We start from the raw sequence: 21,377 nt of genomic DNA, 5'->3' as shown, positions 1-21,377 counted from the left end.
TCTAATGAATCAAACCTCTTCGGGAGTTAAGCATGAGTAACAGCGACAACATTAAAGAGTACTCTGGCCCTGCGGCAGGCTGGGGAGCGTTAAAAGGCGTTACCAAAGCTTGGGTAAGCAGCAAAAAACCGATCAAAAACCTCAGAGCCATGCTAAAAACCAACCAAAATCATGGTTTTGACTGTCCGGGGTGTGCTTGGGGTGACGTACCAGAAAACCACATGGTGAAATTCTGTGAAAACGGCGCCAAGGCAGTTAACTGGGAATCCACAGGCCGCTTAGTGACACCTGAGTTTTTTGCGAAGCACTCTGTCGCTGATCTTCTTAAGCAAAGTGATTATTGGCTTGAATATCAAGGCCGTATCACGCACCCGATGCATTACGATGCGCAAACCGATCATTATGTTGCCGTGAGTTGGGACGACGCTTTTGAGTTGGTTGCGAAACATCTAAACGACCTAGAGTCACCAAACCAAGCGGAGTTTTATACTTCTGGCCGCGCCTCCAACGAAGCCGCTTATATTTACCAGCTATTTGTTCGCGCGTTTGGCACCAATAACTTCCCTGACTGTTCTAACATGTGCCACGAAGCCAGCGGTCAAGGCATGAGCTCAACCATTGGGGTGGGCAAAGGCACCGTGGTATTTGATGATTTTGCCAAGGCCGATGCCATTTTTGTGATAGGACAAAACCCCGGAACCAATCATCCGCGTATGCTGGAACCCCTTCGTGAAGCGGTAGAACGCGGTGCGCAAGTGGTGTGTTTTAACCCTCTTAAAGAACGTGGACTTGAGCGTTTTCAGCATCCACAACGCCCTTTTGAGATGCTAAGCAATGGCAATGAGCCAACCAATACCGCCTATTTCCGACCTGCATTGGGGGGCGATATGGCCGCCATGCGAGGTATTGCGAAGCTCTTATTGCAATGGGAAAGAGAAGCGCAAGCGGCTGGCAAAGCCCCCATTTTTGATCATGATTTTCTTCAGCAACATACCACGGGGTTGGATGCCTACCTTGCAGAGGTTGATGCCACCTCATGGGCACATATTGTTGAACAGTCTGGATTGAGTATTAACGACATACAGCTCGCTGCTGATATGTATGTCCGCGCTGAACGCGTGATTATGTGTTGGGCAATGGGCGTGACACAACACAAGCACTCCGTTCCGACGGTTCAAGAAATCGTTAACCTACAATTATTGCGTGGCAATGTGGGCAAGCCTGGAGCTGGGTTATCTCCTGTTCGAGGCCACAGTAATGTTCAAGGTGACCGTACCATGGGCATCGATGAGCAACCACCGGAGTGGTTTTTAGACGCTATTGAGCAACGCTTTCAATTTAAGGTGCCCCGTCAGCACGGTCATAATGCGGTTCAGGCGATTCAAGCCATGGAAGAAAAGCGCGCGAAGGTCTTTATTGGCCTTGGTGGCAACTTTGCTCAGGCGACGCCCGATTCTCATCGAACCCATGCGGCCATGAAAAACTGCGATCTTACTGTTCAAATCAGTACCAAGCTCAATCGTTCCCATTTAATTACGGGCAAGGACGCATTGATTCTCCCATGTTTAGGTCGCACCGAGATTGACCGTCAAGCAGATGGGCAACAAGGCATTACCGTTGAAGACACTTTTTCTATGGTGCATATCTCTTTTGGTCAACTAAAACCTTGCTCAAAAGAACTGCGTTCTGAACCCGCTATTTTAGCGGGGATAGCGAAGGCCACCTTGGGAAACCACCCCGTCGATTGGGAGGATCTGATTGCCGATTACAGCCGAATTCGCGACCTTATCGCAGACACCATTCCAGGCTTTAAGGACTTCAATAAAAACCTGCAACAACCTGGCGGCTTTTATTTAGACAATGCCGCAGCAACGCGTCAGTGGCATACGCCAACAGGCAAAGCGCAATTTGCCGCCGCCCCATTGCCAAAACAACTGATAAACCAAGCCGTGACGGACAAAGGTGAAAAGCCAGACCTTATATTGCAAACACTACGCTCTCACGATCAATACAACACGACTTTATACGGACTTGATGATCGTTACCGTGGCGTCTTTGGTATGCGAGAGGTACTGTTTGTGAATGCTGAAGAAATTCGTCGCTTAGGTTTTCAATCTGGCGATAAAGTCGACATGATTTCTCTTTGGGAAGACGGAGTAGAACGCAAAGTAAAAGGCTTTGAATTGGTGGCATACGACATGCCAACCGGCCAAGCGGCGGCCTACTACCCAGAAACCAATCCATTGGTTCCGCTTGAAAGCTATGGGGATGGCACCTTTACGCCGACGTCAAAGTTTATTGCCATTAAATTACAGAAGTCTGAGCCAGATAACCTAATTGCCTCATACAAAAGTCACTGAGAGTCGTGATCAAGTAGAGGTTGCTGGGTAAAGAGTTCCGTCGCCTCTTTAAAACACTGTTCAGCAAGGGCGGACCTTGGCACGGATTTGCGAATAATCAGACCAATTTGAGAAGGCGAAAGGCCATTTTTTATAGGCTTTAATTTAAGATTGTCACTTAACGCTTCAATGCCTTCTTCCATCGGCATAATTGTGCAACATAATCCGGATGCCACCGCCTGAATAAGGTGGTAACTGGAGTCGCTCTCAAGAATCACATCGGGCGTTAAGTGCCGGTTGCGTAAGATATGGGTAATGGATTGACGAAAGCTCATTGTCGCATCCAGAAGACCCAGCGGCTTTTCTATCACCTCTTCCCATTCAACCTCTTCACTGTCAAATTGAAAAAACTCACCGGAATACATAAGGCCCATTTGGGTGATGCCAAGATCAATGATATCGAATTGCCCTTGATCCACTTCATCAATATAACAAATACCGAGATCCAATTGATTGCGCATCAGCTGATCGATGATGGCCTCTGAACTCAGCGATGAGAGCGAATAGGTCAGTTCTGGATAACGCTGAGACAAAGGCTTTAGCAAACGAGTGGGATCAAAACAGGAAAGAGGCACCATACCAATGGATAAATTACCAACCAATTTCCCTCGACAGTTTGCGGCTTCTGCCAATAAGCCATCGTGTGTGGCTAACAGGGTTTTTGCCCAAGCCAGAATGCGCAAACCTGGCTCTGAAAAACCTTCAAATCGGTGGCCTCGAACCACCAACTCCAGCCCCAACTCTTCCTCTAAATTACTGATTCTCATGGATAAGGTTGGCTGTGTGACATGACAAAGCTCGGCCGCTTTCCCAAAGTGTCTGGTTTGCTCAAGGGCTAATAAAAACTTCAGTTGCTTAATGTCCATGCGTCCGCTCTACTGGGATTGGATAGGTGTCGTCACTATTTGACCATAGTAACGTAAAAATTGGATGTTATTGGTTTATTTTGCCACTTAATAGCATCATTGATTTTGACTTTCTTAAAATATCTTGGATTTCTTGCCTCCTCTGGCATATTGCTGTGTGAACAATATGCCTTTATGACGTTTATGCCACCTTGTCGTACAAAAACAGCCCTCGCATAGAAAGCTTAGTTCTAAGTATTTTTAATTGAAATCAATAGCTTAAACCCTATTAACACTCACTTGGTTACGTCGTATGGCTTCCGGTAACCAAAGGTTTAAGCGCATTAGCAATTCGTGTTCAGGAATGCCACATAGGCTGGCAATGGCGGTCCAATTTACCTCGCCTGTCGTCTGAAAAACTTTGATAATAGATGCCTGCCAAGATTCAAGGCGAACAACATTAACGCGATAGTGCTCACGAAATACCAATAGCGCTTGGGATTCTAACGCAGGTTTGTCTGGCTTGCTTCGCTTACCTTCTGGGCTAGCACCATCATCACTATTGTCTTGCTGTGCAAGATAGCTTTCGACTTGTTGTAGATAAGTCAGTAGATCAAAGTCTACCTCGACCAGTTGGCTGGTTTCAGGCAGGGAAAGATTGGGCCAAGTCATAATCTGAAACCCTAGCCCTCCTACAGCCAAATCTTCTTGGCCCTGTGCTCGAATACTTGTGGCTTGGGCACGTTCCAGCTGGGCTAACTGCTCTGGCAATGCCAAATAGAGAGCCATTTGTTCTGGCATATTGGCTTGCTCTGGCGTTGGACGTGTGTCCCTTAAAAAAGCGGCGAAGTGTGCGCCAAGATCGTAAAGGCTATAGTGCCGAGACGGCATTTGTTGCAAATAGCCCAACGCAAACATTCGAAACACGTCATCCCCTAGATAAACATGCAACGCGGGGAATTCCACTTGCATGCATTCTAGTAAACGCAAGCGATAGCCCGTTTGATACACGCTTAAACGTTCTTCCACTGGAAAGGTTTGTGAACCGTTAATCCACTGTGAGGAATTCACGTCAGGTCGTCCCTGTAAGATTTGTCGAAACAACCATTGCTGCTGTTGTTGCAAAGTGGCCTGGGCTGACTGTAGAGCCTCTTTGGCTTTATGATTCTTGGTCATTTCACGGCCTCACGGTTTACAACATCAAGGTGAGATCGCTCAAGATGAGCAGCAATAGAAGTCGATAGAGCATTACTGTCTTGTGTACAGACCCGTTGCGGCATTCGGCCTTGTAACGCTTCTTTCGCCAGATTTAATTCTGCAACTAACTCTGGGAACGAAGGAATATTAGCATCCCATTCAAGTAAGGTTGTGACGTGGCTACCACGCGCTTTGATAAACGCCTCATACAATTGCCAAACCGGTGTTGGAACAGGCTGATCATGGGTATCAATCATATGTGTGCCACAGTCTGATGGCCCTGCTAAATGGCATTGAACCACTGACTGTAATGGGATTCCAGCTAGGTATTCATAAGGATCAAAGCCAAGGTTAAAGCCACTAACATAGATATTATTCAAGTCCAACAGGAGCTGACATCCCGTTTGCTTAACGAGCTCTGACAAGAAATCCCATTCGCTATAATCGTTCTGGGCAAACTCAAGATAGCTACTTGGGTTCTCCAATACCATGGGCCGCTCTAGTATCTCTTGTGCTTGATGAACCTTGTGTACCACATGCTCAAGACTTTCATGGGTTAGGGGCATGGGTAATAAATCATGGGTGTTCACTCCCATGATTCCGGTCCAACATAAATGATCGGAAATCCACTCTGGTTGTAGCGTTTGGGACAAGGCTTTCACCTTATTTAAGTAATCGAGATTCAGTGGATCCGTTGAGCCAATCGATAAAGATACTCCATGTAGCACAATCGGGTAATGTTCACGCAGCTTAAACAGCAATTGCCGAGCATAACCGCCATGATCCAGTATGTTTTCCGTAATGGCTTCAAAAAAATCAACTCTCGTCTGCGCTGGCAATAGGTTCCGTTCTAACCAAGCAAAATGACATGACCGTAACCCCACTCCATAACCCAACGACTCTTGAGTAGCGACATTATCAAACGCGACTCCCTCTCCATTGGTCATATAACACCTCCACACTATAACCTCGCCAAATGTAATGCCATTTCCGTTTGCCAAATAACAAGCGGTTCTTAACGAACCGCTTTCGCCATCTGGCAGTACAACGGGCGCATAGCCCTCAATCAGGTTGAAGGAGGGAATACCAAACGTAAATCAGACACTTCAGGTTTCGGCTCTGGTGTCTTGCTTGGATCTTCTGCTGCAAGCGCTTTGGCGTATGCTTCCCAAGCGATATCGTACACACCTTCACCCCGTTTAAAGGATACGGTTTCCTCTTCTTTACAGGGTTCAAGCGTTTCAGGGTTGAATGTGAACACCGCCATTTCACCGTCTTCTGGATAAAGCTGAGAAGCTGAAATGGGTACTGCACAACCTCCTTGCGCTCCACAAGCATTATCAGCTGGAGCAGAGTACAAAGTAGAGTCCGTATTGCCAGACCCCGTTTTGATTTTCACACCACCACAGCCACCGCCGCTGTTACCAACTTTTTGTACGAAGCCACAACCTCCTTCGCTTTTGCATTGGTTCGAACCACGGCAGGTATGAAACACTTCTTTTGAAGCACACTGGCTTAAATCCGTATCTGGCTGTGGCATTAACGCCATGCCCTGACAGGCATGGTAAAGATAAGGTGGCTTATCTTTCAGACGCTCTTTTTCACCAATACGATGGTATTCTCCCAAGCTAAGATCCGGCGCTTTACCAAAGATCGCCCAGCAAATAGACACGCGATCACCTGAGCCAGACATAGAAGGGAATGGAAATTCCCCTTTTGGATTAGTCCAGTAGGTGTTGAGCACAGTAGTGATTCCGGCGATCGCGCCAGCTGCCACACGGCTCATTTCTTCAAAGTTTAATTTGCGTTTAACCTTATCTGGTGTATTCATGTTATTTAAGGCATTAGCAACAGCCTCTGCACTTGGAATGGCGTCTTTAAGGGGGTTATTTTCGAAATCAGGCGTCGCTAGGTCACTTGCTTTCCAAGTATTGCCTGCTTTGTGCCAGTCTGCCCATGTGGTGATCTTGCCCCTATTCATCAGCTCTTTCACTTCCGTAAAGCGCTCATAATGGTCTTTACTAGCATTGCTATAACGTGCTTCAGCGCTGGCTGATATTGGTAATTGTTTACCGTCTTCCCCGTACTGTATGTACCCTGCTCGTAACGCACACAAATCTGGCTGATAGTCTTTTTCAACACTGCGTAGCATGCCCGGTACAGACTTATACATAGGTGTTGGCTCAATCTTCATGGTTGAGCCTTCACCCTGATCAGTAATGGCATTCATCATTTGGAAGATTTGTAGCTTAGCTTCTTCGGCGCTGATACCCGCGTCTAAACGAGTTTTCAGTTTAGGAAATTCAGCTAATGGATGACCTGTGCCTTCTGTATTAAATAGATCCTGCTGTACTGAGTCAGGATTAAAGACTAAATCAAACAAGTGAACCGTCTGATCTTCACGGACAAACCGTTCTTCTATTTCAATGCTTTCTTCGCCTTGGCCATCAATATCAATAGTAATTGACAGCTTCTCTTCGAACTCACTAATGTCATAACTTATATTCAGATAAGCGGCAAGGCATTCATACATGGCTGCTATCGAGCCAAACATGGGCAAATTGGCTTCCGTCGATATTACTTTCCAGTCTTTAAACGGAACATTGTCCATCACACCACCTGCCCGCGTAGCGATATATTTGTCTCTGGCATCAAGCTTAATCTTGGCAGCCAGCTCGTCTGCATCTTGCTCAATCGCCAGCGCCAAGTTAATACTGTTCTCATCAAGACCACCTAACTTGACCTTAATTTTGCTGTATATAGGGTTATCTAAGTCAGTCAGATCAAGAATATGTGGAATGGTTGTTTTATCTGGGCCATAGCAAGTCCAGCCATTATTCTTGTTAACCAGCAAAGGCGAGGTAAATACCGGATGTAATTTATCACCACTGGTATAGCGACTAGTAAGAGCATAGTTCTTTTTTAACTTTTTGTTATTGCCTAGAGCACTGCAAATGTTAGAGGCCAATTGCAAATGCAGCATTTCTTGAATAAAAACGCTGAAGTACAAGTTACAGGCCTTTTCGTTCTCCGTTGTCGGGTTTGGCGCTGGTGTAATCCCCGGCCAACGACGGCCATAGTAAAGTGGTTTTTGGCCTTCTGGTGGTTTTTCCGTGATGCTATGCATTCCCTGAATGGAATACATAGTCGTCATATACAAAGGGATGGTAAATAACTCCACATTCACTGCGGCTTGAGCCAAACAGTGTAACGCGTTCATATCAGCTAAAATATGCTTTGGGTTTCGCTTTGTGATATTAGGGTTATGTTTCAAATGCGCCGCTGCCAGACGTTGAAATTCCATTATATCTCTCCTCTATGATGTTAATGGGCCTGTCTTGTTTACCAAATGAAGAGCTAGATAACCGCTTAACTAACTCCACTCAACTAGAAGATGGTATACAGAACCTTTTCGACCATAGAGCAATCTGCCTTCACTTACAGTGTCACTTTGGTATCAGATGCAAAGCACACGGAGATCGTCATGGGGAAATTCATGGTCATCTTGCCTAAGAAGATCGTATAGAGCAGACTTTTTTCGCTGAGATCAGCCGTTTGGGGAGGTACTTGATTCTCTTTATTTGGACTTAAAGAAAAGAAGTGATTATTCAGAGGGGTGACTAAAATATCATAGTGTATTTTAGTCCTAATAAGTAAATAGACAAATTACGTAGACATATCGTGTATCAAGGCCACGGGGTTAACAAAATGACAGACTAAAAAATTTTTATATTTCAAATAGATAGAAAAAAAATAAGATGGTACGCCCGAGAGGATTTGAACCTTTTTAAAGTCGCTAGTAGTGAGTAACAATGAGCAGTAACCAGCACTATTAAAGGGCTAAAGCTTACCTAAATGATCATTACGGCTCTTTGTTACTCAATTTTGTAGTCACGATGTAGGCACTAATGACTGTCGATCAACGCTTAGTTAGGCATAAAACGTTTCCACTGTAAGCAACACTTGCATAGCCATCTTTGTTCAGAACTTGTGGCTCGAAGTGATCAACTAGCACTGCCCCCTTTTTCAAACCATTATCCTTGAAGAACTTATAGCAAATGTTAAAGAAATCTCTTTTTGCAACGCTAAGTGACTCTATATAAAAACCTTCATGTGTTGCTATCGGGGTTGTAGTTCCACTTTTTTTTATCAAATAGAGATCTCCAGCCCAATTAAATCCAGATTTTGCTTCAATGTATTTCACCTTAAACTCGTCAAAGATCTTTGGCCAATAATCCATAATCGAGCCTTTAACCATATACAAAAATTCAACGTCTGGCCCCTTACTTTTCATCTCACTGTTAGTGGAATTTTCAGCAGAAATGGACGTAAGGGGAAACACCATGAAGTAAAGACATATTGGAAGATTTATTAAAGCCTTTTGAAAAGACATATCAATTCCTTTTTGATAATAATTTGAAAGATATTAGATTCTCACAATACAAACTAAGGATCAATTGGATGGAAAGCTATGATTATGGATACCTAAATGACTCCTTGCTTCTAGATGAATCTCTGATTGTTAAGGAATACATAGGAGTGTCAGAAAAAGAACTTTCAAATGCACTCGTGGTTTATCGTGAATATTACATTCGTACAATCCCAGACATTAGAGAGCAAGTTAGAAATGTTAACAACAAAATAAGTTGAATGGCTACAAATACGTTTGCGCAACTCTTGCAATTGAAGCAAGCTGCTTTATATCTAGATGAAATAGTCATTGATTATCCTATATTCGAGTTTGCTAATCGAATAGATCCCAATTCATATGCTATGAATTCTTACCTTGGCTTAAACCCTACTACTAAGCGAACATAAAAAAGCCCTTGGTGAGAGGGCTTTTGATGGACCCTGTAACAGATTCTGTGTAACTGCCATTTAGTTAAGGTGCTTTTCGAGACGCTCCTCGAACTCAATAATAAATCGACTCATTGCTTGGCGCCAGTTCTGAATTGGCATCGTCCATTTCTTACTGGCTTCTTTAATGGCAAGGTATACCATTTTCCTCGCAGAATCATCGCTTGGGAAGACTTTACGTTTTTTAATGGCTCTACGGATAACACTGTTCAGGGACTCAATCGCATTCGTTGTGTAGATCGCTTTTCGGATATCGTCAGGGTAATTAAACAACGTATTGAGGTGATGCCAGTGATTGCGCCATGATTTGGTAATTTGCGGGTATTGATCGTCCCAGATGTCGCCGAAACGATCTAACTCTAGCAAGGCTTCTTCTTCCGTTGCGGAGCGGTAAACTTGCTTTAAATCCGCCGTCACTGCTTTATAGTCTTTCCATGATACATATTTCAATGAGTTGCGTACCATGTGTACGATGCACAGTTGGATGTTAGTTTGTGGGAAAACAGCATTGATGGCTTCTGGGAAGCCTTTTAGACCATCAACACAAGCGATGAGAATATCTTCTACGCCGCGCTGCTGAAGCTCAGTGAGGACGTTGAGCCAGAACTTCGCACCTTCGTTCTCCGCAATCCACATGCCCATGAGTTCTTTATGACCTTCAGTGTTGATACCGAGTGCCAAGAAGATCGATTTATTGATGACGCGTTTATCTTGGCGGATTTTCAACACAATACAATCAAGATACACAATGGGGTAGATGGCATCCAAAGGGCGTGCTTGCCATTCAGTCACTTGCTCAATGACCGCATTGGTAACGCGTGATACCAGTGTTGGAGATATCTCGGCACCATACCATTCATCGAAGGCATTGACGATGTCTCGGGTACTCATGCCTTGCGCATAGAGCCACAGGATTTTATCGTCCATAGAAGTGAATCGGGATTGGTGTTTTTTGACCAGCTTGGGTTCAAAAGAGCCTTCTCGGTCACGAGGCGTATCCAGTTCAAACTCACCATCTTCCGTCTTAATACGCTTGCTATTCTTGCCATTACGACTATTGGTTGAGGTGGACTTTTGATGTCTCTCGTAACCCAGATGGTCATCCATTTCTGCATTCAATGCCGCTTCAACGGTAATCTTCTTCAGCATTTGGCTAAATTCGTTGAGATCCTCAGGCGTTTTAATTCCCTTGGCGGCTTCTTTTGCGAACGCTTCAAGTTCTTTTTTGTTCATTTGCATCTACCTATCCTTAATTCTTAATAGAATATGTTGTGGTAGGCAGTTACACAAAATTAGTTACAGTCTCCTTTTGATGGTGAAGTAAAGCAACCGTTTAGGCAAAAGAAACTTCCATTTTTCTGCCTAGTGCTTTGGCGGCTCTTTCAAGCGTGCTCATTTTTGTCTCGTGGCGTAGGTCTAACATATATTTGATGTTTTGCTTTTTAACATCAATGAGTCGTGCTAGATCCGCTCGCGTTACATGTTGCTCTACCATTAAGTTAAGTAGCAACACCTTTGCCCATGTTGTAGCTGGTACCTCTACATAATCTTCACCTTTAACGGCAGATGGTAACGGAATGGCTCGCTCGTCATCGAAGTAGAATTCAAACGCTGTTACCAGTGCGTCCAGTGCTTCGGCTAATGCATCTTCGGGATCATCCCCACATGTTAATGCTTCGGGTATATCTGCGAATGAGACGGAAAAGCCGCCATTATCTTCAACTGTAAGCGTTACTGGATATTTCATATTTCACCTTTATTTTACTCTTTTTATTCATCTTATCTTTCAACGTGTTTACACTTTTACATCGTCATCTATCTAGTTAAATTCATTTCAAACCAATGCTCTCTTACCCCAGACCACTGCGTGGCAGGGGCAAGAGAGCATTGTCTTAGAGCACTGTCGTTTTAATAAAGACCATCAATTCTTTCTGACCTTTCTCAACGCTTTCTGAGCGAAAAAGAGCGCCGAGTAGCGGAATATTCATTAGTCCAGGGACTCCAGTTACCGACTTTCTAGCTTCATCTGAAATTAATCCACCTAGAGCAACCGTTTCCCCATCTGAAACTCGTGCCATGGTCGAAATGGATCGTTTGTTGGTGATGATATCTCGTGCTTGAGCGCTGCTGGTCACGCTAGAAGATTCTTGTGTGATTCTAAGAATAACCTCACCAGAGCCTAATACATGAGGCGTTACAGCAAGGCTAACACCAACATCTCGACGTTCTATGGATTCTGTTTGTACGCCGCCATCGGTTGTTTGTGTGGATACGAGAAAAGGGACATTCTGACCAACCGAGATTTGGCCTAGCTCCCGATCCATAACCAAGATGTTAGGCGTAGACAGGATTTTAGTTTTCTCATTATTAACAAGGGCGGAAATAAGGCCTGTCATGCTTCCACCTGATCCAAGTAGTGCATATCCTCCAAGAGATAGAGAACCTAAATCGCTTGGTTGAGACGAGTTCGTGGTCGATTGCACAGCAAAGCCATTTTTAGATAATGACGATCCTAAATTGACTCCTAATGCTTTTCTGTCTGATATATCCGTTTCAAGAATGATTGCCTGAATCATTACTTGCTTCACATCTACATCGATTTTAGATACAAGGTCATCTAAATAGGCAAGTTGCTTTTTCGTGGCAATAACCAATAACGAGTTAGAGCCTACCAGTGGATCGACAGAGTGGCGCGATACAACAACATTAGCCGTGTCACTCTTTTTGTCATCAGAGCTTTTAGCTTCTGCCGAACTAGCCGCTAACAATATGGTATTAAACAACTCTACTACCTTTGTGTTTCTCAGATTCTTTAAGGTGTAGACCTTAGCATCAAGTATTGGCAGGTCGATTTGAACACTTGTATCAATTGTTACAACAAGGTCATTATTTTCTTCTTTTACACTATAACCATTTGCCGCCATGACCTTTTTGAAAAGCGGAATCACATCTTGATCATCTAATTTGCTGACATTGATAGAAATGTCCCCTTCCACGCCTTTCCCTAGGATGACGTTTTGATGCGTTTGATCTGCTACCCATTCAGAAAAGTCACTAAGTGGTGAATGCTTAATCACAAACGGATCAAGCGGATAAGCTTGAGCAGCAGAGCATGCGAATAAGAAGCTAATTACAATAAATCGAAACATAGTCGTCTCCTTTTGTAATCAAGGCTTCGCATGCACCTCTCGACTTCACAACATAGCCTTTTTGCCTTAGCAAATCGGCCGTTTGGTTTTTGCCTTCTGAGTCTCTAAATTGGTAGTTTGATAGCTTATTCGGTAGATTGGAGTACCCCGTTATTGCCCAGCCTAAGAACTGCTCTTTTAAGGGCTTTTTGACTTCCACTACATTTACCGTTTTAGGTTGAAGGTCTCCTTTGTTTACAAAGATTTCTAAGACCGCAAAGCAAGATAGAACGCCAAGTGCAAAGAAGGTGACGCGCGACCATTTCCGAAAATAGATTTTGGATATACGCATAATGTTCCTAATGGTTTTAGGGACGGAATAGCGTCCGTGAGTGTAATAAGGGGGAAGAACGGTGTAGACACCATGTTCATAATGATCAGTGAACATCTGTTTAGTGTCGTAACAGGCATACAGAGAAGTGCCGACTGTTACCCATGTATCTACTTTGATTGCGGTGGGTGAGTCACCATAGCGAATAATGCCTAAGTGGACTTTGGGGAGTGGCATCTTTCCACCTGTTACAATTTTGAAAATTGTGCCAATGAATGGGAGTGTAGCCCTGTCTGTCCGACGACAGTAAACAACATGCTCAGCCAAGGCTAAACGAGCTTGCTTATCCACTAGGCTTAAATCCTGAATAATGAATATGACATCCCAGCCTTTTTTTCTGGCATGTAGAAGCCAGTTAATGACGGATTGCCGACCTTTATCAGCCCATGTTCTAGAGTTAAACCAAGTGCCGCATTCATCTAGTACGAGAAGTCCATTTAGACTTTCGTCATAGGACTTGTTCCCAATTCCAATAGCTTCTAAATCTAAGATTTCAGGTTTATCTGGCACTCGATAAAGGCGAGTGTTTTTCTTGTCTCTACCAAGCATATTTTTAAGGTTGATATCCAGATTGGTTGCCACTGGAAGACCTTTATTAAGCCTATCTCTAATGCGGCCAACAGAAACTAGACTTTTGCCTGCACCAAGCTTTCCAGTTACAAAATAGATTGCCATCTTGCTCCCCTTAATGACCTGATGAGTAGTATTCGATAAAACGTACCTGCCAGCGCCAAACCCATTTAATGGTGTGTGCGGCTATTAGTGCAGACATACAAGCTGGGGCATTATCAGGAACAACAAGACTTATAGCCTGTTCATAGAACGGTGGGGCGACTAGCACGAGGCTTGCAATCAGTCCCTTGATAGTTGTAATCATGCCTATCGTGAGAGCAGCAATTGAAGCAATGACACCTAGCTGTGTGGCTGTTCTTGCCGTAAACCATTTCGCAATGAAGGCAATGCAATTTCCAAACATAGTCGCAAAAAATGTTGCTAATGCAGGCAGTCTTAACAAAGAGCCAACAGCGGAAATTAAAGGTAGTAAAAATGACATGCTAAGCTCCCTCGCTCTTAGGTGATGCAGTTGAAAGGACTATTCCAATGAGACTTTGAATGGTGTAAATCGCGATTAGAAAGCCAAAAATCCTTTTAAACTTGTCTGAGAACTCACAGCTAATAGTGAAACTGTAGGGCTTTGATGGATCACCGAAGACAATCGGAATGCATTCCTTGGGCTGTGGAATAATGTTTAAAATTGGATCAAACAGACCATCTAGGACACTGCTATCTAAGGGAGAGGAATCTTGAATAGAAGTGACTTCGCCCTTAACACTTTCTAAGGCTTTATCATTTTCGTCATTGAATAAGCTTTGCAGTGTGTCCATTACATTAGTGATGAAACCACTGGATATACCATGTTCCCCTTCACAGCTTTTAGGGTCTGTATTCGGATCACAGGGCTTAAGATTATCTAGCTTAGAAGATATGTCTGAAAGCTGGCCTGATAAGACTGCATTTCCTGACACGATAGATTGATTCGCCTTATTAACCGAATCGATTACGCCATTAGAACCATCTGCAACGGTGTTGGAAATATCAGAGGCGGATTGATTAATAGAATCTATAATATTGCCTGATCCATTGTCGGCTTCATTCCCTTGTTGAATGGCTGTTTTGATATCAGTCAGAGTACTATCTAAATCGGATTGAGCCTTGTTAATTGCGTCAATCGTTCTATCAGTATTTGAACTAGCTGAACTGATACTGTCACGAACAGCCCTTTCGACATTACCAAAATCGCCCCTTAACTCAGAACCAATTGCTGAGGCTAATGAGGAAAGATCAGCATTGCCAGAAGTGGTTGTCTCTGGGCTCTGAGGGTCATTGTATTCATTGCCATCCGCGTTCCCGCCATTATCTGGATGGTCAGGGGAGCTAGGATCAATTGTGCTGCAAGAGAAATCAAAGCTGGTCGGATCTCGATAGTTGAAATTAAAGACTGAGGGACTATCGGAACAGCTAGCTTGGCTTTTGGCATACTGATAGCAGGTATCATAATCACTACACACACCAACAGATACAGGGCAATAGCCAGTCGCTTTAACATAAGTACCAGCATTGCATTGTTTAGGCGTTGGTCTATCGCAATTATCCTCATATCCATAAACGTTAGGAGGATAGCCATCAGAACAAAGTTCAACAGGCGGTTGATAGCCAGCTTGGCATACATCAAGTGAAGAGGATGATGTACAGGCCGACTTAACAATGTTCCAAGAACTATAAGTCGAACCGCTTGAGCGATAGCAAGTCATTTTATAAGCAACAGGATCACCGAAAGCAGTCAAGCCATATGTTGCACAATAGCCCGAACCAACTTGCGTTTTAATTAGTTCCGCAACGACTTGAGGTGTTGAACCCTCTTGATTACTCCATTTCCAGTAATATCCAGCAACAGGTGATTCATCTGCATACGCGTTTATAGCGGTTAGAAAAGCTAACACTACGACACACTTAAGCATTCGTTGAAAGGAAGAAAATAACATTGCGAATCCTTCTTTAAGCTTAAAAAAAGAGGAGGCAATGCCTCCCCTATCCATAGGAAATTCCAAATGGATTAGCTCGCTTTGTTAGTGAATTTCTTCACAAGTTTAATGATGATACCGGGGACAAGTACGGCACCTAGAAGAGCATAAGCAGCAGTCGAAACATCACTCACCGAAGCTGTTACAGAATCAAAAGCGGCTTGTGCAGCTTCTGGAAGTGCGGCATTAGCAGTAGAAATCGATGCAGCAACAACTACAGCGCCAAAAAGAAGTTTTGTTTTTTTATCATTTATTTTCATGATGTAGATACCTCAAGTAGTTTTTTGAAATACAAGATTGTTGAGCCAAACGCCCATCCTAGGGCGTAGGCAGTAATTAGGGACGAGATAACAAATTGTGTATCAGTCATCGTTGACCCCCTTTGATTGCACCAAGCCCGAAAGCAATTACGAGCGAGGCACAAAACCCTAAAAGCCAGAGTTGGTCATACTGATCAGAGGACATGACTAACTGGCCTTTTGAATTGGTGCTGATTTGTTATAGGGAACTAGATCAAGCTGAAAAGGGTTCAGCTCAAGGTTCTTATAGCGCCCGATTTGAAACGTCGATAAGGCCAAGGTGTATTCGCCAATAGGCTTCGCTTCGGCGGGGTTGCGAAGAGGAATTTCGATCTCTTGAGGGAATGCCCCACCCATATCGGCGTACGCCACCTGATAGTAACGAGCACCGTTTTTGGTATTACGAGTAAGTGCGCCATGATGACCTTCAATGATTGAAATTTTTAACATCTGATATCTCCATTATTTTCGTTTGTGTGTACTGCGTAGAGTTATTGAAACAAGTCCAAGGCTCCAGACTTCGTCTGTCGCAATGGCGCTCTTTGCCGCGCGGGCAGAACCCCACTCTTCGAAAACAAGTTTTCATCAGAATGCGGTTTTGAAATTTGTGTGTGGCCTATGTCATAAGTGTTTTGTTTACAGATCTCGGATATAAGATCGACAACACCAGTCATAATTTTCTGGCGAGCAATTTTGATTTCTTCAGTATCTTTTATTTCCCAAAAGTTGATTCGGCTAAGAACGGTCATACCTGCGTACAGCACACCAATGACTCTATCTTTCGCATCGTCACCGTATCTTGTTTTAAGGACTGGAATGATTTCACCAGTGTCTTTGTTTAGCTTGTTGCCTTTACCATAGGCAATGGAAACCACCTGTTCTTTTCTAGGAACAAATGGACCACCCATAGCGATAACAAATGCAGCCCAATCACCATCGGCAGCAGCTTGTCTAATCGTTTCCAAATGTCCTTCTTGCTCTCCTAATCGTCTGAATTCTCTATATAGCTGCACGCTAGTCACTCCTAGTCTTTGAAACTGTCTAATGCCGTTATCTCTTGCCCATGTTTCTATTTTTTCAGCACTTTCATATGGGTTTGTTTGATGCCAATCTTTATGTGTTTCGGTCATGTGAATTTGGTTGTCGATCATGTAACCATCTACGTTTTTGCATATATATTTGATGACATAGCCAACAGCTGAATACTCAAGGCCTGTTTCAGGGTTAACACCTTCTTTGATTCGTTCAAAAGTAATGCGGCGCTCACTTGCTCCTTTTTCATCAGGATCAGTACGAAGTGCGTATTCCGTTAGAATTTCTTTTAAACGCTCATAGTCATCAGGGAATATAAAAAGAAGTAGGTGCCAGTGAGGCGTTCCATCGTGATGTGGTTCAGGGACTCGAAGGCCAAAATATTGGATGTTGTTTCGTTTAAGCTTGGCTGAGGCAGGTTGCCAAAATTTCTTAAGCAAATAGTTATGGCCGTCTTTTGGGGTCGATCCATCCCACTTAGGATTAGGAATGACTTTAATGACCTTCCCTTTTTTATCAGTAATTTTGGTCATACGGTGCATCGCTGAATGCAAAGTAGGAGTGATGAAAACCGCCATCATTCCCAATGATTTCGCTAAAACCTCTTGACCTTTAGTGGTAACAATTAGCTCTGTACGTCGATGTTTAGGGTTAGATGTTGATCGGTCAGAAAGATCTAAAAGAGTAGCTTCGTAGCCATCTTGATTTACTGCAATCTGGCTTTCTAAATAGGCTTTGTTGTTGGCTTTACGCTGCTTATGCCTTTTAAGGGATAAATCTGATGAATAAGGTGAGCGTAAATAATGAACTTGACGAAGCTCTCTACAAACGTTTTGAAGGGTGATTTTTTGCAATGAGAGAAGCTTGCGCTTCCAAATGCGATAATCTAGAAAGCGATTAAGGATTGGCTCTAGTTCAAGATCGTCAAAATCAAATTCAAGATTGTATTGAGCAGCCAGCTTGTAACAATAATCTACCACAAAGGCATGATTGGCCGGATTATAAACTTTTGCTTGTCGGCATTTATTAGAAAGCGCTTTGGACAGGTCTTGAAGGGATTCGGGAGACGCGCATAAGCTGAAACCGTTGACTGTTAGCTTTTTATCAAGCTCTAGAAAACGTCGATTGGCTTTAACGTACCCTTGGTTTTTCGCTATATCTTCATACTCAGCACGAAGCGCAGAAGCTAATGCCAAGTGCTTTGAAATGATCTTGTCACGAAATTTAATACATTCTTTGGTACCAAACAAGTCAATCGTAGACGAAGCCTTATTACTACCATCATGCCCCGTGAATGATTTATCACCAAACATAGGTTTTTTGAGCTTGTATAAGGTCGCTTTAGGCGCGACAAATTGCAAATGACTCGCAGAATGAGCTAACATTAACGTGTTCCTTTTTTCGCGATTTGGGACAAATTCAGGCTAGAAACATTGCCGTGTTTCTTTCCTATGAGGTCGTACTCGATTGCCGTCGGGTATGGCCTTTTTAATGTTCTGAAATCATCTCTTGCATTAGCTTTGCTACGTTAACCATTCGCCTTTTTCCTACTTTAACAGTTGGTATATAGCCGTTTCTGATCCAACTTCTAATAACATCTTCCGTTAAGCCCGTCAGTACAGAAAAGCGTTCCTGAGACATAATCGGAGACATAACAACTAGCATGTTATTTGTGATCATTAACTTCACCTTTACCAAGAAACAGCCTTTCCAGATCGAAATCTAAACCATCTACGCTATCAACAAGTAATCGACATAACTCCATAGTGAGGGCTACCCCTTGCACTTGATTAAGAGCTTTTTTCTTAGCAGCTTTTCTTAAAATTTTGGCATGCCGTTCAAAAAATTCTGCTTCTGTATTTGACAGTATGATTTGCATTTTCTACTTCCCATAAGCATTGACGAGACCGAATGTAATAGCTCAATATGCGGCTGTCAATAGCACGTAAGCTATTGATTTGTATGCATAATATGTACATACATTAAAATTATTAGCTGTGCATACAACTATGTAAGCAACTGAAATGCTTCAAAATTTTTCGAGCTTGTGAACGGTAAACTTACAAAACGATTAACGTAAATCTCGAAATTTACGCACAAAAAAAATTAAAAATATTTTGCTGGTTAGGAGAGATCTCGTGACGATCAAGAAAGACTCAAGCAACAAATGGCTTGTTGATGTTTACCCAAATGGACGAAACGGAAAGCGAGTTAGAAAGAAATTTGATACTCGTATAGAAGCTCAACGCTTTGAAAAATACGTACTCAATAAGTCATTTAATGATAAAGAATGGAATCCCACGAAAGAAGACAATCGTACACTAAGAGAGCTAATTGATTTTTGGTATGACAGTCACGGTAAGTTTTTGAAAGGTGCGTTACCACGGAGAAGAACTCTTCTGAACATTGACCAAAGACTAGGCTTTCCGATTGCCAAGAAAATTGATCCATCACACTATTTAGCTGAGCGCGCAGAAAGGATTGAAGCAGGTGTGACACCTAAAACTTGCAACAATGAACTAGGTTACTTAAATGCAGTTTTTAATGAATTAGAACGAACAGGTACCATTGCCTACCCCAATCCTCTTAAATCTATAAGGCCAATTAAAATAAGTGAAAAGGAGCTTAGCTGGCTTACTTCAGCTCAAATTGAAGAGCTTCTGTCTACATTAGACAATATAGGAAATGAACATGTTAGTTTGATAACTCGTATTTGCCTATCTACTGGCGCTAGATGGGGAGAAGCTGAAGGACTTAAAGCCCAAAACATTAGAAATGGTCAAGTTGAGTTTACTGATACTAAAAGTCGCAAGAACCGCTCTATTCCAGTAAGCAATGAACTATTTAAACAACTCGAAGAGCACATGAGAACTCATGGTAGATTCTTTGACTGTATCAAATCTTTTCGGAAATACCTCAAAACAACCAGTATCAAGCTACCTCAAGGTCAGTCATCACATGTTCTTAGACACACTTTTGCAAGCCATTTCATGATGAATGGTGGAAACATACTAACGCTACAGAAAATTCTTGGCCACTCTACAATCATCATGACAATGAGATATGCCCATTTAGCACCTGAGCATTTACAAGATGCGAAAAAGTTCAATCCAATAGCAAAAAAGCCCTCTTAATTAGAGGGCTTTTTGGTGTGACAATCTAAAATTAGCGAGGTAATGATCGCTTATGTTTACATACGGTCTCATCTCGTCCATTACGACGACGAGTATATGAGCATACATCAACAACTTTTGGTCCAGCCATGCTGATTCCTCCGGTAAAGGTGGAAGGATCGTATTTGCATTCACTCAAAACCAGTGCTACTCTCTGTTTACCACAACTTTGAATTGCATTGTTTTTGAGATTTACGAGGGGATCCTTGTAACCCCATAAATAATCTATTTAATTATAAAAGAAGGCCGCTTAATTAAGTGGCTTTTTTTTGTCTCTTATTTTTTTAAATTTATACTGCGCAGCCATTTTACTTACACCAAATAAGTGCATCGCGACGTGTATATTCATATCATCACTAATCAGCCTAGAATCCATAAGCAATTCACTTGCAAACGTATCTGCTTGCCACTCACTATCTTCAAAGGTTTTATGTTCTGTAGCCCCTCTAGCAAAAGTTACTGGAGATTGACCTTTATGAAGATATAAGTGACCTAATTCATGGGCAAGAGTAAATCGACAATGACCATCGCCATCACAAGCAGCATTATAAATCCCTTCTCGAATCTGAATGCACCCTGTATCAGGATTTGTTTGCGCTTCAACAGAAAGTGCATTATCTTCAACTACTTCAAAGCTAAGCTTCTCTTCACACTGTAAAAATTCATACAATTCACAAACGTTCAAATATGGCTTTTTAAGCCCTAGTTCATCCCTCAAACGTCGAGCTAAGGTTTGGATACTTTTTGCATTTCTAGGCTTAACTTTTGTGCCACTATTCCGTTTATGCATATGTAATCATCTCTCCAATAAATCCATAAATGCTTTCTTTTTTTCATCAGTCATTGATTGGTAACTTCTTGCAAAACTTGATACCAGCCTACGGTCTACTTCTGTAGCTTGGGTTAAATCAATTTTTTCCTGCGTTTTAGATATATCAGCCAAGCTTCTAATTTTTTCTAATTCTTCTTCGCTTAAGCTATATGCAGCACCTATTGAAGAAATTAATGAATCAGACACATTTTTTTTGCCTAATTCAACAGATGATAAATAAGCAGAACTAACACCCAAAGTGTCGGCCATCGCTTTTAAAATCACTCCATGATCAATTCTGAGTTTTCTCACGAACTTGCCAAATGGTGTGACCTTCATATTTTTCTCCTTGTAATCCCGCAATTTAAAGGTGTAAGGAATGCCAATTAAAAGCACACTCAATCACCTTACACCATAATGATAACCTCTATACAATATAAAATCAACCTTAAAAAGGTTTATTTTGTATTTTTTTACTGCCTTATTTTTTTCGTTACTGGAAAATAATTCTCCACTTAACGATATAGATAACAGTGTTAACAGATAAAATTAATGCTGTGTAGGCATAATGTAGGAAAGAGAGTTTTTATGAGGAATAAGATAGACAAAAAAGCCAAATAAAACAATAACTTATGAATATATGAAATGGTACGCCCGAGAGGA

At 42.5% G+C, this 21,377-nt stretch carries 21 protein-coding genes; 3 read left to right on the top strand and 18 right to left on the bottom strand.

The annotated features are described in order from the left end of the window. Positions 1-32: 32 nt before the first annotated feature. Positions 33-2,360, top strand: coding sequence for an FdhF/YdeP family oxidoreductase (locus AC0VYG_RS03560; RefSeq protein WP_475430976.1), 2,328 nt, complete (start codon positions 33-35; stop codon positions 2,358-2,360). Here AC0VYG_RS03560 and AC0VYG_RS03555 read toward each other — a convergent pair. The 5 genes from AC0VYG_RS03555 to AC0VYG_RS03535 form a co-directional block, all read right to left on the bottom strand. Continuing rightward, positions 2,354-3,265 carry a LysR family transcriptional regulator gene (locus AC0VYG_RS03555; RefSeq protein ID WP_475430975.1) on the bottom strand — a complete coding sequence of 304 codons (912 nt, stop codon included), beginning with the start codon at positions 3,263-3,265 and terminating at the stop codon, positions 2,354-2,356. The genes AC0VYG_RS03560 and AC0VYG_RS03555 overlap by 7 nt on opposite strands. Positions 3,266-3,523: 258 nt before the next feature. Further along, complete coding sequence (locus tag AC0VYG_RS03550) at positions 3,524-4,420, bottom strand: HvfC/BufC N-terminal domain-containing protein (protein WP_475430974.1); 897 nt, start codon at positions 4,418-4,420, stop codon at positions 3,524-3,526. Then, the gene (gene bufB, locus AC0VYG_RS03545; RefSeq protein WP_475430973.1) at positions 4,417-5,388 is read right to left on the bottom strand and encodes an MNIO family bufferin maturase; all 972 of its coding nucleotides are present in this window, start codon (positions 5,386-5,388) and stop codon (positions 4,417-4,419) included. Before bufB ends, AC0VYG_RS03550 begins: the two co-directional genes overlap by 4 nt. A 119-nt stretch (positions 5,389-5,507) precedes the next feature. Next, positions 5,508-7,745, bottom strand: coding sequence for a ferritin-like domain-containing protein (locus tag AC0VYG_RS03540; RefSeq protein ID WP_475430972.1), 2,238 nt, complete (start codon positions 7,743-7,745; stop codon positions 5,508-5,510). A gap of 615 nt (positions 7,746-8,360) precedes the next feature. Next, on the bottom strand, positions 8,361-8,834 hold the full coding sequence (locus AC0VYG_RS03535; protein WP_475430971.1) for a hypothetical protein: 474 nt from the start codon (positions 8,832-8,834) through the stop codon (positions 8,361-8,363). Between the two features lie 68 nt (positions 8,835-8,902). Here AC0VYG_RS03535 and AC0VYG_RS03530 point away from each other — a divergent pair, with 68 nt between their 5' ends. After that, positions 8,903-9,091, top strand: coding sequence for a hypothetical protein (locus AC0VYG_RS03530; RefSeq protein WP_475449894.1), 189 nt, complete (start codon positions 8,903-8,905; stop codon positions 9,089-9,091). Between the two features lie 228 nt (positions 9,092-9,319). Here the strand turns inward: AC0VYG_RS03530 and AC0VYG_RS03525 are convergent, their stop codons facing one another. The 11 genes from AC0VYG_RS03525 to AC0VYG_RS03475 form a co-directional block, all read right to left on the bottom strand. Then, the gene (locus AC0VYG_RS03525; RefSeq protein WP_475432512.1) at positions 9,320-10,531 is read right to left on the bottom strand and encodes an IS256 family transposase; all 1,212 of its coding nucleotides are present in this window, start codon (positions 10,529-10,531) and stop codon (positions 9,320-9,322) included. 100 nt (positions 10,532-10,631) lie between these two features. Then, on the bottom strand, positions 10,632-11,045 hold the full coding sequence (locus tag AC0VYG_RS03520; RefSeq protein ID WP_475430970.1) for a type II toxin-antitoxin system HicB family antitoxin: 414 nt from the start codon (positions 11,043-11,045) through the stop codon (positions 10,632-10,634). A gap of 145 nt (positions 11,046-11,190) precedes the next feature. Continuing rightward, complete coding sequence (locus AC0VYG_RS03515) at positions 11,191-12,447, bottom strand: hypothetical protein (protein ID WP_475430969.1); 1,257 nt, start codon at positions 12,445-12,447, stop codon at positions 11,191-11,193. Beyond that, positions 12,425-13,492: a zonular occludens toxin domain-containing protein gene (locus AC0VYG_RS03510; RefSeq protein ID WP_475430967.1), complete on the bottom strand. Its 1,068-nt coding sequence runs from the start codon at positions 13,490-13,492 to the stop codon at positions 12,425-12,427. The genes AC0VYG_RS03515 and AC0VYG_RS03510 overlap by 23 nt, the downstream gene beginning before the upstream one ends. A gap of 10 nt (positions 13,493-13,502) precedes the next feature. Further along, positions 13,503-13,871, bottom strand: coding sequence for a DUF5455 family protein (locus AC0VYG_RS03505; protein WP_475430966.1), 369 nt, complete (start codon positions 13,869-13,871; stop codon positions 13,503-13,505). Position 13,872: 1 nt separating this feature from the next. Next, positions 13,873-15,414 carry a hypothetical protein gene (locus AC0VYG_RS03500; protein ID WP_475430965.1) on the bottom strand — a complete coding sequence of 514 codons (1,542 nt, stop codon included), beginning with the start codon at positions 15,412-15,414 and terminating at the stop codon, positions 13,873-13,875. A gap of 17 nt (positions 15,415-15,431) precedes the next feature. Next, the gene (locus AC0VYG_RS03495; RefSeq protein ID WP_475430964.1) at positions 15,432-15,659 is read right to left on the bottom strand and encodes a major coat protein; all 228 of its coding nucleotides are present in this window, start codon (positions 15,657-15,659) and stop codon (positions 15,432-15,434) included. Between the two features lie 106 nt (positions 15,660-15,765). Then, on the bottom strand, positions 15,766-15,864 hold the full coding sequence (locus tag AC0VYG_RS03490; protein ID WP_475430963.1) for a tail virion protein G7P-2: 99 nt from the start codon (positions 15,862-15,864) through the stop codon (positions 15,766-15,768). A 2-nt stretch (positions 15,865-15,866) separates the two neighbouring features. Continuing rightward, positions 15,867-16,148, bottom strand: a complete 282-nt coding sequence (locus AC0VYG_RS03485; protein ID WP_475430962.1) for a single-stranded DNA-binding protein — start codon at positions 16,146-16,148, stop codon at positions 15,867-15,869. 41 nt (positions 16,149-16,189) lie between these two features. Next, positions 16,190-18,043: a replication endonuclease gene (locus AC0VYG_RS03480; protein ID WP_475430961.1), complete on the bottom strand. Its 1,854-nt coding sequence runs from the start codon at positions 18,041-18,043 to the stop codon at positions 16,190-16,192. Between the two features lie 353 nt (positions 18,044-18,396). Further along, positions 18,397-18,609: a hypothetical protein gene (locus AC0VYG_RS03475; protein ID WP_475430960.1), complete on the bottom strand. Its 213-nt coding sequence runs from the start codon at positions 18,607-18,609 to the stop codon at positions 18,397-18,399. Between the two features lie 259 nt (positions 18,610-18,868). Here AC0VYG_RS03475 and AC0VYG_RS03470 point away from each other — a divergent pair, with 259 nt between their 5' ends. Beyond that, positions 18,869-19,864: a phage integrase gene (locus tag AC0VYG_RS03470; RefSeq protein WP_475430959.1), complete on the top strand. Its 996-nt coding sequence runs from the start codon at positions 18,869-18,871 to the stop codon at positions 19,862-19,864. 289 nt (positions 19,865-20,153) lie between these two features. On the opposite strand, the gene AC0VYG_RS03465 is transcribed toward AC0VYG_RS03470, so the two are convergent. Further along, complete coding sequence (locus AC0VYG_RS03465; protein ID WP_475430958.1) at positions 20,154-20,693, bottom strand: ImmA/IrrE family metallo-endopeptidase; 540 nt, start codon at positions 20,691-20,693, stop codon at positions 20,154-20,156. A gap of 6 nt (positions 20,694-20,699) precedes the next feature. Then, a complete protein-coding gene (locus tag AC0VYG_RS03460) occupies positions 20,700-21,053 on the bottom strand; it encodes a helix-turn-helix domain-containing protein (protein WP_475430957.1) in 354 nt (117 codons plus the stop codon). Positions 21,054-21,377: the final 324 nt, after the last annotated feature.

The sequence above is a fragment of the Marinomonas sp. 63XJN7_7_ISO-PGPR-S23-202 genome, from assembly GCF_056173505.1.
The sequence above is the reverse complement of the archived record's forward strand: the minus strand, read 5'-3'. Positions and strand labels throughout refer to the sequence as shown.